Genomic DNA, 13360 nt, shown 5'->3' on the forward strand with positions numbered 1-13360 from the left:
CTACTACTGATTAAATTTAGCCTCAGTGCCACTCTGTTCTCTGTCATCATGCTCTGTTTCAGCTTTATTGTTGTGGGCGGAGTCCGTCTTCTGGCTCTTGGAAGCTTGACGACATTTTTATCTCTGATCGTTTCCTCGTTTGTCTTTGGTCTGGAGTTCAAACCCGATGAGCCAGCCCTTGTGACGCTTGTCGCCGGTATAGGTGCAGGTGTGTACGTCGCTGTAACGGCGTACTACACGCACCAGCAAGCAAAAGCACTCGTCAAAGCAAAATCCCAAATACAACACCAGCGAGAACAATCCATCTCTCTGTCACACAAGCTGGCCAAATACCTATCACCTCAAGTCTGGCAGTCGATCTTTACCGGCGAGCGGGATGTTCGACTTGAGACCCAGCGTAAAAAGCTGACCATTTTCTTTTCTGATATTAAAGGCTTTACCGAACTCGCAGAAGAAATGGAGCCAGAAAGCCTGACAGAACTCCTCAACTCCTACTTCAACGAAATGTCGCAAATCGCCCTCAAGTATGGCGGAACCATCGACAAATTTGTTGGTGACTCAATTATGATTTTCTTTGGCGACCCAACAAGTAGAGGCCCAAAAGAAGATACGCTTGCCTGCGTTGCGATGTCGATAGAAATGCGTAAGCACATGAAGATCCTTCGTCAGAAGTGGCAAAGCCAAGGCATAAAAACGCCGCTGCAAATTCGCATAGGGATCAGTACCGGATATAGTACCGTTGGTAACTTTGGTGCAGAAAACAGGATGGATTACACGATCATCGGCAAAGAGGTCAACCTTGCATCACGTCTCGAGGCACTGGCTGACCCGGGCGAAATTCTGATTTCTTATGAAACATTTTCACTCGTCAAAGATAAAGTCATGTGTCGCGACAAGGGCGAGATTACAGTAAAAGGGTTTTCGCGCCCCGTACCCATCTATCAGATTGTCGATTTCAGGAGAGATATCGGTGCCGGACAAAGCTTTATAGAGCACGAAACCGGCGGCTTTGCTTTATATCTCGACACAGACAAAGTCACCGATGAGGAAAAAGATTTAGTCGTTCGCGCTCTAGAGCGCGCCGCCGATAAGCTAAAAGATCGAACCTAAATCGACCGTCTAGCTCTAAACTACTGGCGAACGAACCTGGTCTGAGGGCAGGACAAAGCGTCTTTAGACTCACTCACAAAGCCTTCGCTGACCCGATATGGATTGATATCCAAGCCACCTCGTCGCGTATAACGCGCCATTACGCTCAAGGCCTCGCAGCCACACTTGGCCATCAAATCAGTAAAGATTCTCTCTGCACAATGTTCGTGAAAATCCTGACAGGTCCGAAAAGAAACAACATAGCGAAGAAGGCTACTCTGATTTATTTTTGGTCCTCGATAACGAATGACGACCGTCCCCCAGTCTGGCTGGCCTGTCACCGGACAATTTGAGCGTAGTAAATCAGAATACAGGATTTCTTCTACAGACTCGCTTTGCTCAGCCTCTAGCTCCAGTAAATCTGCGTCCGGCTCATAAACAAAACACTCAACAGGAGCGCAATCAATCGACGCACCTTTAGGCCGCTCGATAGGCTGAATATCAGCCAAGCTTCTCAGCTCAACCTTAACCGCGGCTCCAGCAGCAGCGCTCAGGTCTTTCTGCATGATCTGAACTACATCGTCCACAGCGTCAAAACGCTCCTGATTAAACGAGTTAAGGTACAGTTTGAAGGACTTCGATTCGATGATATTGGGCGAGTTACATGGGATACGAAATTCACCAACCGCTACACAGGGTTTTCCCCCAAGCTCAAGCCAAGACACCTCAAAACTTGTCCATACGTCTTCGCCGTAAAATGGCACGGCTTCGTCAACAAGACCCAGCGTAGCACGGCTCTCAGACCGAGTAATTGGAAACAAAAGGCTCGGGTCATAACGATCCACATAGGTGGTTTCTTTCCCTAACTGACTATTTTGTACGATGGCCATTCGCTTTCACCAAACCCCATTTTCAAGCAACATAAAGATAGATAGCGCTCGCTAACTCTAACTTCGAATACCCTTGCCTTTTGACAGCAAATACAGGCATACCGAAAACAAAACAACAATAAAAAACAGAACCATGACAAACGCAAATCGAATGTCGATATCGCTCACCCCAAGAATGCCATATCGAAACGCATTCACCATGTACAAGATCGGGTTCGCTTGCGAAACAGTTTGCCAAAACTCCGGCAACAAAGAGATGCTATAAAACACGCCTCCGAGATAGGTCAGCGGCGTCAATACGAAAGTCGGAACAATGGAAATATCATCAAACTTGGTCGCAAAGATTGCATTAATAAACCCGCCGAGGGAGAACACAATGGAGGTCAACAGCACCATGCTCGCAGTAATCCAAATGTTATGAATGACCAAGTCGGTAAAAAACAGAGACAGCAAGGTAACAATGAGACCAACCCCAACCCCGCGCGCCATTCCTCCGGCAACATAGCCACTCAGGACGACCCAGTTAGGGACGGGAGAGACAAGCAGCTCCTCAATGCTACGCTGAAATTTCATACTAAAAAATGACGAGACGACATTGGCATAGGAGTTGGTTATCACCGACATCATAATCAAACCAGGCACGATGAAGCTCATGTAATCATAGCCACCCATTTCTCCAATGCGTGAACCGATCAAGTTGCCAAAGATCACAAAGTACAAGGCCATCGTAATAGCCGGCGGCAACATCGTTTGTGCCCAGATACGGGTAAAACGACGCACTTCCTTTACAACAATAGTGGTAAAAGCAATCCATATTTGCTGAGCATTCATCAGACTTTCTCCTCAGCGTTCAGACTTTGACCAGAGCTTACGAGCGACAAAAACAATTCTTCTAAACGATTACTCTTATTTCGCACACTCACGACTTTCCAAGACGAATCACTTGCCGCCTTGAAAAATGCACTTAAGTCATCTTCCTGCTCAAGTGTGAGTTCCAATGTGCCATCAGCCGCAAGCTCGACCTGGTATTCCCCGATTGACGGAGCGCGCTCTAGCTTAGGCTCCGTTTCCAGCACGTAGGTTTGAGTTGTGAGCTTGCTCAGCAAATCACGCTTGCTGCTATGTTCGAGGATTCGTCCTTTATCAATAATTGCAATATTCCGACAAAGCTCTTCCGCCTCTTCCAAATAATGGGTTGTCAGAATAATCGTCGTACCCGCTTCATTAATCGCGCGAAGAAATTTCCACATAGAGCGCCGCAACTCGATATCCACCCCTGCAGTGGGCTCATCAAGAATCAAGAGTTTTGGCTTGTGAATCAACGCTCTAGCGATCATCACCCTGCGCTTCATACCGCCGGATAACATTCGGGCAGGCTGATCTCGTTTGTCCCATAAACCAAGCTCTTTAAGATAGATCTCTGCCGTTGCTTTTGCTTCTTTTGCTGGGATTCCATAATACCCCGCCTGTGTCACAAGAATATGTTCCACCTTTTCGAACTGATTGAAGTTCACTTCTTGAGGCACAACACCAAGGCAAGTCTTTGCCTTCTCCAACTCGGTATCGAGATCAAAACCAAAGATTTCAACTTTACCCGAACTCTTGTTCACCAACGAAGAAACGATTCCGAGCGTTGTACTTTTACCGGCACCGTTCGGACCTAGCAAGGCAAAAAAGTCGCCTTCTTCAACATGCAGGGAAACGTCTACTAAGGCCTCATGACCATTGTCGTACGTTTTGTTGAGACCACGAATCTCGAGCGCGTTCGCCATAAACTAGCCATCGTTATTTATTAAGGAGAGTCCAAGTTATAAGGGTTATAACGCAGGTTTCAAGCTATTGGACTGATTTAGTGCACCTAAGAGTTACCTGACCTCTCGCCCAACTTAAATTGATCCTGCTGACGAACCAGCTCTCGCATCGGCCTTAGGTATAGGTCACTCTGAAATTTAGGGTTCGCGATACGAAGAAGTCTGTCGATCGCTTCAAGGGTGCACACGGTATTGTCCTCGCCTTTGCGAATGGTGTACTCGCTCTGTTCTAAATTTTTCAAACTAAGTGTTGTTAGCGTCGCTAGCCATGTATTGCGAAGCAGCAACTCTCGCGTATTCCGCCAAGTTCCATCAAGCACAACAAGCCCAGATAAATCAGCGATTAGGTCGATTGATTCTGGGACGAGGCAATCAATGGTGCGGGCGTCATGCTCATCGTAATGATGATCGATGTACAGCAATGCTAAATCATCCGCCGGATTCAGATGCAACAAAGAGCGGCATTGCTGCTCAGTTAAATCAAGAGCGCAACAAAGCTGCACACTACTCGCACCGAGACTCGCCAAGTAGGCAGTGGTAAACGGATGATTTGATTCGTCCGGATGTTGGACGATCAGAACGGGCAGTTTAGTGTTCTGGCTTTGAATAAAACCGCAGAGGCAACTTTTGATTGGACGGCGACAAGCACCGCACGTCTTTCTAGACATCAAGCATACACCGAATAACAAGACCGAGAATTCAAGAAGATTTCTCGGACATTACCAGAAAAGAGGCGGTTTAGTAGAAAATAAATCCGGAGTGAGTGCAGCGTTAATGCAGAATTAGTATCGAGTTTTCATACCGAGCAAGTTAGTTCGTTAAGCTCGACACCATATGCTTCAGGCTCCATTTAGAGGTGGCGCCCGTCAACAGATAACTATTCTCGTCAATACCGAGCGCGCCTTTTGGTAAGCTGTCTTTGATATACAGCGCGTGTTGTGGTTTTTGGCTGGCGTTCCACTCAAGAAGGTCAACCCGGCGGCCCGCTTTCAGCTTGTTTTTGGTTGCGTCCGTCACAACGATAATTTTGGGCAGCAAGCGACGTTCGCTATTGTGCCCCGTCACAATGCCAACTTCGTTGCTATTAAGTTCGACCAGAGTGCCCGTAGGGAAGACACCGATTGCCTCAATAAAACGTTCAACCAAGTCTTTTTGAAATAAAATATTTCGTTGCTCATACAAAAAAGAGACCGCGTCTTTTGGAGAAAGACCAAGCCTATCGCCACGCGGTGTAATCATGTCCTGATAGCAGTCCACCAAGCCAGCAATTTTAGCGAGTAATGGAATGCGCTCCCCCGTCACCCCCTTCGGAAATCCAGAGCCGTTATTACGTTCAGCATGAAACTCAACAACACTAAGAACACCATCTCCAAGATCAGCGGTGTTAGATAGCTCGGCAAGACCCAACTCCACATAGCGTTGGTAATCCTGCATTTGATCATCGCTCAAAGCTTGAGGATCCCGAAGAGCAGGCTCTAGTTTCGTTTTGCCGACATGTGACAGCAGTACACCAATAGCGAGCGTTTTCATTAAACTCTTGCTGAGCCCAAGATGTCTCGCAAAAACCAAAGCCCAGATAGAAGCACGAACCACGTGTTGATAACCAAACTCGTCATCTTGATCCATCTTTGAAAGCCAAACCAGCGCATCAGGATTTCGAGCCACGCTGACCACCATGCTCACCGCGATACCCTGAATATCTTCCACATTAATCTCTTCACCCCGATCAACTGCCGCACATACTTCACGGACAGAGTCGTTAATTCGGCCGTACAATTTTTGGACTCTCGCAGCTTCCTTGGGTAAGGATGCCGCAACTTGATATTGCTTGGGGTCTTTAACGACAAGAGGTGTTGCTTCGACGACTTTGGAAACATCGACAGCAGCATTAGAGCGCTTCCTTGCAGACGATGCAGAACCCGATTGCTGCGCGCGCGACGCGACGCTCGAAATATCATGTTCAACTGACGAATCTCTCTCTTCAGATTGGTTCGCATCGACGAAAACATGCTCACAAAACTTTTGCAGCGATCGCATCTCTTCTTTGGACTTTACGATAAAGCCTTGAATTGGAAACGGCGTTTTATGCCACGGACAATCTAGCTCCGAGACAAACATGCCTATTTTCAATTCACGAACGTTGGTTTTGATTCGCTCTAGTGCCATGACTTCTTACTCAAAAATCCAAATAAAGGTTGTTCACCCCAATTATGGACCTAGGCACAGCGAATACCACTGCCCAGTGTAACCCCGTGTTACTTCAGGTAATTACAGGCTGTTTTAAAGCAAAAATGTGGACTAATTTGCAAAATTTAACGGCCCTGATCCGGATCGCAAACAGAAGAGTGATTCCAAAGCTTTGGAACGTGACCGTCTCTGTCACTGCCCGCGACACTTTTCGTGGCGACTACATAGGGTATAACGGACGGCTTTAGATAGTCCTGATTGATCCATTTTCGCCCTTGCCTCTCCTGAGTTTCTTTCGGCTGGCAACGCATAGTTATCTGGACCTCGTCGCGCAACAAGGTAATTTCTGCGGAACCTCTCGCATCACTTGCATAAGCACAGGCCTTGCCCTGTTCGATCGGCAAGGCCCGATGATCAATATCTAACCCTGGAGCTCCACAAAACGCGATACCTAGCTCATCGTTTGCCATACAGGAGCGTTGGGAACGGTAATTTTCGTCATAAAATCGCAAAACCCGCTCACTACATTGCGTTTCCAGCATCAACGGAGTGCTATATCGCCGGCGGTCATTAAAACCTTCCACCTCTATGACTTCCCAAATCAAACGAAACTGGCGCAGCTCCCCTGCTGAGTTTTCTGCCTCAAAAAACCCATAGTGAGTGGTCGTTCTCGATGTCGCACAGCCCTGAAAGAGAACCACACAAACCATCAGAAAACTCACTTTTGCTATCTTTTTAAAAACCATACTGCCCAAATTTTTTGTCGATAAATCAGAGATATAGTACGAAGTATAAGGGCAAACAAGATTTACGCTTTGACCAAATTTAAAAAAATCATCCAGCGACTATTGATTTATTTGAAAATGAACGTAGTATTGAAAATCATTCTCATTAGCAAAAAGGAAAACATCAATGCGTTTTATGGTTAAAACACTAGTCTCCCTCATGATTACGGCAGTGGCGCTCCCTGCGCTCGCTAAGGAAGAGGTGAATGTGTATTCCTACCGCCAAGCATTTCTTGTTGAACCTCTTTTTCAAGGCTTTACCGACGAAACAGGCATTGAGGTCAATGTTGTGTTCGCAAAAAAAGGCTTGGCTGAGCGATTAAAACGAGAAGGCGCCAATTCTCCGGCCGACCTCATTTTCACTGTGGATATAGGACGCTTGAACGAAGTTGTTGCAAACGAGCTCACCCAGGCAGTCGAGTCGGACGTTCTAAACAAGAATATTCCTGCCCAATATCGCGATCCGGATAATATGTGGTTTGGTTTGACGACGCGAACACGATCTGTCTACGCATCAAAAGAGCGTGTAAACCTTGCAGAAATTCAGCGTTATGAAGATTTGGCAGATCCAAAGTGGAAAGGCCGGATCTGCACGCGCAGCGGAAAGCACCCATACAATCTTGCGCTTATCGCGTCGATGATTGCTCATCACGGAGAAGCAGAAGCGGAAACTTGGCTTCGCGGTGTAAAATCAAACCTTGCTCGAAAGCCTCAAGGTAACGATCGAGCTCAAGTAAAAGCCATCTACGAAGGCGTTTGCGACCTATCATTAGGTAACAATTATTACTTGGGAAAAATGCTTAACGATCCAGAGCAAATCAAGTGGGCGGAAGCTGTTCAAATCACCTTCCCGAACACGGAAGAGCGTGGCACTCACGTCAACATTAGTGGTATGGCGCTGACAAAAAGTGCTCCAAACAAACAGAATGCTATTCAGCTAATGGAGTATTTGACAGGCGATGCAGCTCAAACCATGTACGCAGAGCAAAACTATGAGTACCCAGTGAATCCAAGCGTTAAACCAAGCAAATTGGTTGCGTCATGGGGCGATTTTAAAGCGGATGAACTGCCACTGAGCAAAATCGCTAGCTTACGCAAAGCGGCAGCTCAATTGGTTGATAAAGTAGGCTTTGATCAATAAACAGAAGACGACGAAAAGCGGCCTATCTGGTCGCTTTTCGATTATAATGCTGTGCTCAGTCATAACATTAAAAGCCTAACACGTTGACTACATCCTCTTTAAAGCGTTGGCAAACTCCTACCTTTCGAACGGAACACTCTTGGTTTGCGAGCGCTCTTCTTGTCGCAACCATCGTTTTACTACCAATCGCATCAGTCATCTATTTAGCGGCCTTTCCCGACGACAATATCTGGCCCCACCTGCTGAATACCGTTCTACCTGTCTACATTGAAAACACGCTCATATTAATGACGGGCGTCGGAACGCTAAGTGTCTTAATTGGCATCGGATCCGCTTGGCTAATAAGCCACTACGACTTCCCAGGAAAACGCTTATTTAACTGGGCATTACTGCTTCCTTTCGCAATGCCAGCGTATGTCATTGCGTATGTCTACACCGACTTTCTTGAGTATGCCGGCCCTCTTCAGTCATCCTTAAGGGAGCTTTTTGGTTGGCAGACAAGCCGCGATTATTTTTTTCCAGAAGTCCGTAGCATGGCGGGCGCGATTATTTTAATGGCGCTGACACTGTACCCTTATATCTATATGCTTGCCCGTGCAGCCTTTATGCAACAATCCGTTTCGCTTTACTACGCTGCTCGCAGTCTAGGCTCTAGCCCATTGGCTTTTTTCTTTCGCGTCTCACTCCCTATTGCTCGACCAGCCATCGTCGTAGGATTGTCACTCGTGTTAATGGAAACTCTGAATGATTTTGGCACCGTCGATTACTTTGCGATTCAAACTCTTACGGCGGGCTTATACGACACATGGCTAAACATGAGCAATATTGGCGGTGCAGCGCAAATAGCGACCGTCATGATGCTCGCTGTCACCCTACTGATTTATTTAGAGCGTCGCTCTAGAAATCAGCAACAAACCTTCTCAGCCAAATCTAGTACGTCTGGCTTACCTGTAAATAAACTCACAGGGCCACATGCTTACTTGGCGAGCGCACTTGCCGCCACCCCTGTGATATTTGGGTTTCTAATTCCTGTTGTCATTCTAAGCAACTACGCAATTCAGTATTTTGAACAAAGCTGGTCCCCTAGATTCTTTTCATATGCATTCAATAGCTTTACCTTAAGTTTTGGCGCGGCTCTGATAACCCTTGTGATCGGCTGTCTGTTGGCGTACACCAAGCGCTTGAATCGACGCAGAGCGACCAATGCGCTTACTCAGATCTCCAGCCTTGGTTATGCAGTACCCGGCGCCGTTTTGGCAATTGGTGTGATTATTCCTCTTGCAGCTTTCGATAACTGGTTTGATGGCCTCGCAAGAGAGTTCTTTGGTGTGAGCACAGGGCTGTTGCTTAGCGGTAGCATCATTGCCGTTTTATTTGCCTACACGGTGCGCTTCTTAGCGGTCGCGACGGGAGCGATCGACTCTAGCCTAGAGAAAGTCACACAATCTATGGACATGGCATCTAGGTCGCTTGGTAAAGGAAGCATGGAGACGTTCCTGAGAGTGCACCTGCCGATCATCAAACCGGGCGCACTAACAGCTCTTTTGGTTGTGTTCGTAGACTGTATGAAAGAGCTGCCGGCAACACTTATCCTCAGACCCTTCAACTTTGAGACTCTCGCGACGCACGTCTATCAATTTGCATCAGACGAACTTATTGAGCAGTGTGCGCTCTCTGCGCTCGTGATTGTGTTGGTCGGTATGGTGCCGGTGATACTGCTTAACAAATCAATCAACAGATCATAGTAAGCAAAAAGAAGAGCAAAGAGTTACAAATACAATTACATGCCTCAACTATGATTATGTTTCGGCCCACTCATCTTCAGAGAAGCCTCAAGATGCCCTTCGTGCTTGTTCGCTGAGCCACTACGCGAGCACAAAAAAGGAGCCCAAGCTCCTTTAAATGCAACTGTATTGAAGTGTTATTCCCAGACAACCTTCGCCTTACCAGCATACCAGCCATCTAACTGATCTTTGTACTGGCCTTCAATGACATCTCGTTTGATCTTCATAGTGGGCGTAAGGAAACCATTCTCAATGCCCCAAGTATCTTTCACGATCACCGCAAACTGCAGCGCTTCGTGAGGGTCCACTGTCCCATTCACCTTATTCAGCAGCTCTACGAGACTAGCTTCTAGATGCTCTCTAAACGCTGGATCATCTCTTTGCGGAAGCGCCTCTTCAGAAAGATGGATCAAGGCATGAGGCTGAGGGCATTCGGCCCCTGCGACACACACCATTTCGACCTCGTTGTGGCTAATAATCTTATTTTCGATCGGCGCCGGTGCGACATACTTACCTTTGCTGGTTTTAAAGATTTCCTTGGTACGACCGGTGATTTTCAATCGACCGTGATCATCAATCTCACCCCGATCACCTGTTAACAAGAAACCGTCTTCAGTGAAGCTTTCTTTGGTCTTCTCATCGTCTTTGTAATAGCCCATCATATTTGCAGGGCTGTTCACCTCGATTTCTCCAATCTCAGAAATACGTTGCTCAACCCCAGGTAAAGGCTCACCAACGTAACCTACGCGAGACCGCCCAGGCAAAGAAATGTGTGAGTAAGCAAAGTTCTCTGACATACCGTAGCCCTCGAGCAACTCGAGGCCCAAGCTTCGGTACCAATTGATAATATCTTCTGAAAGAGGTGCAGAGCCGCTGCCAGCAAATCGACAGTGTTCTAGGCCCAGACCCGTGAGGACCTTCTTCTTGACCACCCCAGACAAAATTGGAATCTTCAACAGACGATTCAACTTTTTAGGTGGCATTTTCTTAAAGATGCCAAGCTGGAACTTAGACCATAATCTAGGTACAGACACGAAGACAGTTGGACGAGCACGTTGCAGATCTTGTAAAAAGGTATTCAAATCTTCTGCAAAGTACAGCTCGAAACCTCTGAAGAAAGATGATTGCTCAACAACATATCGCTCAAATACATGCGCCAGCGGGAGATAGGACAACATACGGTCTTCAGGATACAACTCAAGGGCCTGTGCCGCGCCAGAGGCGGCGATACCTAATGCGCCAAATGAAAGCATTACACCTTTTGGTCGACCAGTACTACCTGATGTATACACGATTGTCGCTAGTTCATCAGCGTCTCTTTGCACTTCACCTTCCAGCGGCTCGTTTTCAGAGACAAGAGTATCCCACGTAGGGTAATCGTTTTTCGGGCTCAAAGGGTAAGAAATGCGTGGCAGATCGTCCGGAACACCGGGCGCCATATCTTCCCAATCGTCCAGCTTACCGACAAAAATCGCCTTCGCCTCACTGTGCTCAAGAATGTAGCTGACCGTATCGGCGTTCAACGTTGGGTATAGAGGAACAGTCACATGACCCGCCAACCAAATAGCTAGATCGGTCATGATCCAGTGAGCGCAGTTTTTAGAAAGAATAGCGATGTTGCTTTTAGGCGGGAAATTCTGAGCTTTAAGGTAGCTAGCAATGCGGCGAGCTTCGTTTAGAGTTCGAGCCCAGGTATATTCCTGAACAACACCATTGCCCATAGGCTGAGTCATGTAGACTTTATCGGCGCGTTCTTTTTCCCATTTAAAAACAGATTCTAAAGGAAGCGTCACGTTCTGAATTGCAGTCATAATCGGTTGAATGCCTTTATTTGAATTGTTAGTTGTCGAAAACTGTTAACTTTCCGAAAGTATCGCGAATGATAAAAGGACTCGTTAAAAATTGAAACAAGCAATTTAAATGTTCCGCACATTTTCGAGCTACGGCAATCCTATTCGCTTGAGATTAATCCCAAACAATCGGTTTCTTCTGTTTTTGCCAGCCAGTCACTCTATTCTCATAATACTTCTCAATGACATCGCGCTTGATCTTCATTGTTGGCGTAAGGAAATCATTTTCGATACCCCAAGTATCGCTAACGATAACAATAAACTGCAGTGCCTCGTGATGATCAACGCGTGAATTCACTTTTTGGATTAGCGCTTCAATTGCTGGCTCAAGTTTTTCTCTCAAAGAAGGGTCTTTGTGCTGCCCTTGAAATTGCTCCGACAATACAGCCATCGCATAAGGCTGAGGACATTCAGCGCCGGCAACACATACAACTTCCAGAGCGTCTGAGGCCATCAACATATTCTCAATTGGTGCTGGCGCGACATATTTACCCTTACTGGTTTTAAAGATCTCCTTGATACGTCCGGTGATCTTCAAGCGGCCCATCTCGTCTATCTCGCCCTTATCGCCGGTTAGCAAGAAACCGTCTTCTGTAAATGACTCACGTGTCTTCTCATCATCTTTGTAATAGCCCATCATAGAGGCGGGGCTGCGTATCTCGATCTCACCTTTCTCAGAAATTCGCTGCTCGACTCCCGGCAAGGGCTCCCCCACATACCCGACGCGAGATCTTCCAGGTAACGAAATATGAGAGTAAGCAAAATTCTCTGACATCCCATATCCTTCCATTAGCTCGAGCCCTAAACCGCGATACCAATTAATGATCTCACCAGACAACGGTGCAGATCCGCTAACGGCAAAGTGGCAATGATCAAGCCCCAGATTTTTAAGGACTTTCTTTTTCACGATAGATGAAAGGATTGGAATACTAAGGAGAAACTTCAGCTTCTCGGGCGGCATCTTTTGAAAAACGCCCAATTGAAACTTGGCCCATAACCTCGGAACAGAAATAAACACTGTCGGGCGAGCTCGTTGTAAATCTTGCAGAAATGTATCCAACGCTTCAGCAAAATACACATGAAAGCCAATATGGAGAGAGGCCTGCTCTACGGCATACCTTTCAAAAACGTGCGCTAAAGGCAAGTAAGAGAGCATGCGCTCCGTATCTTTCATCTCTAGCGCCTCTGCCACGCCTTTCGCTGCAATGGCCATCGCCTCGAATGAAACCATCACGCCTTTCGGCTTTCCGGTGCTGCCTGAGGTGTACACGATAGTAGCTAGCTCTTGCGCATCCCTCTGAGTTTCCTCTTTTAAAGGCGCATGATCAGTGACGATCTCATCCCAACTTGGGAAGTCGTTCTCTGGGCTTAGAGGATAGGAAATACATGGAAGATCGGCGGGTACCCCGGGTTTCATCTCGTCCCATTCATCGAGCTTACCAACGAACAGAATCTTGGAATCACTGTGCTCGAGAATATAGCGAACGGTTTCAGAATTAAGCGTGGGGTAAAGCGGGACCGTCACGTGGCCCGCCATCCATATCGCCAAATCAGTCATAATCCAGTGCGCACAATTCTTAGAAAGAATGGCAATGTTACTCTTCGGAGGTAACTCAAGAGATTTAAGATACGAAGCCATGCGGCGTGCTTCGCCGACTGCTCGGTTCCAAGTATATTCTTGAACCTGACCTTCCCCCATCGGTTGCGTCAGATACAATTCATCGGCTTTCGCCCTTTCCCACTTGTAAGCCCGCTCCAACGGCAACGAAAGTTTTGAACCCACACCCATGCGACCCTTCCTTTGTTTATTATTTGAATAGAGA

Annotated in this window: 11 protein-coding genes; 3 read left to right on the forward strand and 8 right to left on the reverse strand. The window is 47.0% G+C overall.

Translation table 11 applies throughout. The features are described 5' to 3' along the window. A partial coding sequence (locus A3750_RS02475) for an adenylate/guanylate cyclase domain-containing protein (protein ID WP_068548001.1) occupies positions 1-1110 on the forward strand: 1110 nt, incomplete at its 5' end. Positions 1111-1130: 20 nt separating this feature from the next. On the opposite strand, the gene queF is transcribed toward A3750_RS02475, so the two are convergent. The 6 genes from queF to A3750_RS02505 form a co-directional block, all read right to left on the reverse strand. Further along, the gene (gene queF / locus A3750_RS02480; RefSeq protein ID WP_068458614.1) at positions 1131-1979 is read right to left on the reverse strand and encodes an NADPH-dependent 7-cyano-7-deazaguanine reductase QueF; all 849 of its coding nucleotides are present in this window, start codon (positions 1977-1979) and stop codon (positions 1131-1133) included. Between the two features lie 57 nt (positions 1980-2036). Further along, positions 2037-2810 (reverse strand): ABC transporter permease, encoded by a 774-nt coding sequence (locus tag A3750_RS02485; protein ID WP_068458615.1) that lies wholly within the window; start codon positions 2808-2810, stop codon positions 2037-2039. Then, the gene (locus A3750_RS02490) at positions 2810-3751 is read right to left on the reverse strand and encodes an ABC transporter ATP-binding protein (RefSeq protein WP_068458616.1); all 942 of its coding nucleotides are present in this window, start codon (positions 3749-3751) and stop codon (positions 2810-2812) included. Before A3750_RS02490 ends, A3750_RS02485 begins: the two co-directional genes overlap by 1 nt. Before the next feature lie 86 nt (positions 3752-3837). Continuing rightward, entirely contained in the window at positions 3838-4458 is a 621-nt protein-coding gene (locus tag A3750_RS02495) for a DTW domain-containing protein (RefSeq protein WP_082863394.1), read from the reverse strand. Between the two features lie 142 nt (positions 4459-4600). Further along, complete coding sequence (locus A3750_RS02500) at positions 4601-5956, reverse strand: HD-GYP domain-containing protein (protein WP_068521728.1); 1356 nt, start codon at positions 5954-5956, stop codon at positions 4601-4603. A gap of 146 nt (positions 5957-6102) precedes the next feature. Next, the gene (locus A3750_RS02505; RefSeq protein ID WP_156498325.1) at positions 6103-6699 is read right to left on the reverse strand and encodes a hypothetical protein; all 597 of its coding nucleotides are present in this window, start codon (positions 6697-6699) and stop codon (positions 6103-6105) included. 190 nt (positions 6700-6889) lie between these two features. Between A3750_RS02505 and A3750_RS02510 the strand changes: the two genes are divergently transcribed. Together A3750_RS02510 and A3750_RS02515 are read left to right on the forward strand one after the other, a co-directional pair. Then, positions 6890-7903 (forward strand): Fe(3+) ABC transporter substrate-binding protein, encoded by a 1014-nt coding sequence (locus tag A3750_RS02510; protein ID WP_197466323.1) that lies wholly within the window; start codon positions 6890-6892, stop codon positions 7901-7903. Between the two features lie 83 nt (positions 7904-7986). After that, positions 7987-9648 carry an iron ABC transporter permease gene (locus A3750_RS02515; RefSeq protein ID WP_082873173.1) on the forward strand — a complete coding sequence of 554 codons (1662 nt, stop codon included), beginning with the start codon at positions 7987-7989 and terminating at the stop codon, positions 9646-9648. A gap of 176 nt (positions 9649-9824) precedes the next feature. Here A3750_RS02515 and A3750_RS02520 read toward each other — a convergent pair whose 3' ends face one another. Continuing rightward, entirely contained in the window at positions 9825-11498 is a 1674-nt protein-coding gene (locus A3750_RS02520; protein ID WP_068456314.1) for an AMP-binding protein, read from the reverse strand. A 154-nt stretch (positions 11499-11652) separates the two neighbouring features. Continuing rightward, positions 11653-13360, reverse strand: a 1708-nt coding sequence (locus tag A3750_RS02525; RefSeq protein ID WP_231871680.1) for an AMP-binding protein, incomplete at its 5' end; no start/stop codon positions are given.

This window comes from Oleiphilus sp. HI0079 (assembly GCF_001635105.1).

Excerpts from the sequence above, each read along its gene's own strand:
- A3750_RS02485 (WP_068458615.1), bottom strand. The coding sequence starts at position 2,810 with ATGAATGCTCAGCAAATATGGATTGCTTTTACCACTATTGTTGTAAAG.
- queF (WP_068458614.1), bottom strand. The coding sequence starts at position 1,979 with ATGGCCATCGTACAAAATAGTCAGTTAGGGAAAGAAACCACCTATGTG.
- A3750_RS02500 (WP_068521728.1), bottom strand. The coding sequence starts at position 5,956 with ATGGCACTAGAGCGAATCAAAACCAACGTTCGTGAATTGAAAATAGGC.
- A3750_RS02510 (WP_197466323.1), top strand. The coding sequence starts at position 6,890 with ATGCGTTTTATGGTTAAAACACTAGTCTCCCTCATGATTACGGCAGTG.
- A3750_RS02490 (WP_068458616.1), bottom strand. The coding sequence starts at position 3,751 with ATGGCGAACGCGCTCGAGATTCGTGGTCTCAACAAAACGTACGACAAT.
- A3750_RS02495 (WP_082863394.1), bottom strand. The coding sequence starts at position 4,458 with ATGTCTAGAAAGACGTGCGGTGCTTGTCGCCGTCCAATCAAAAGTTGC.
- A3750_RS02520 (WP_068456314.1), bottom strand. The coding sequence starts at position 11,498 with ATGACTGCAATTCAGAACGTGACGCTTCCTTTAGAATCTGTTTTTAAA.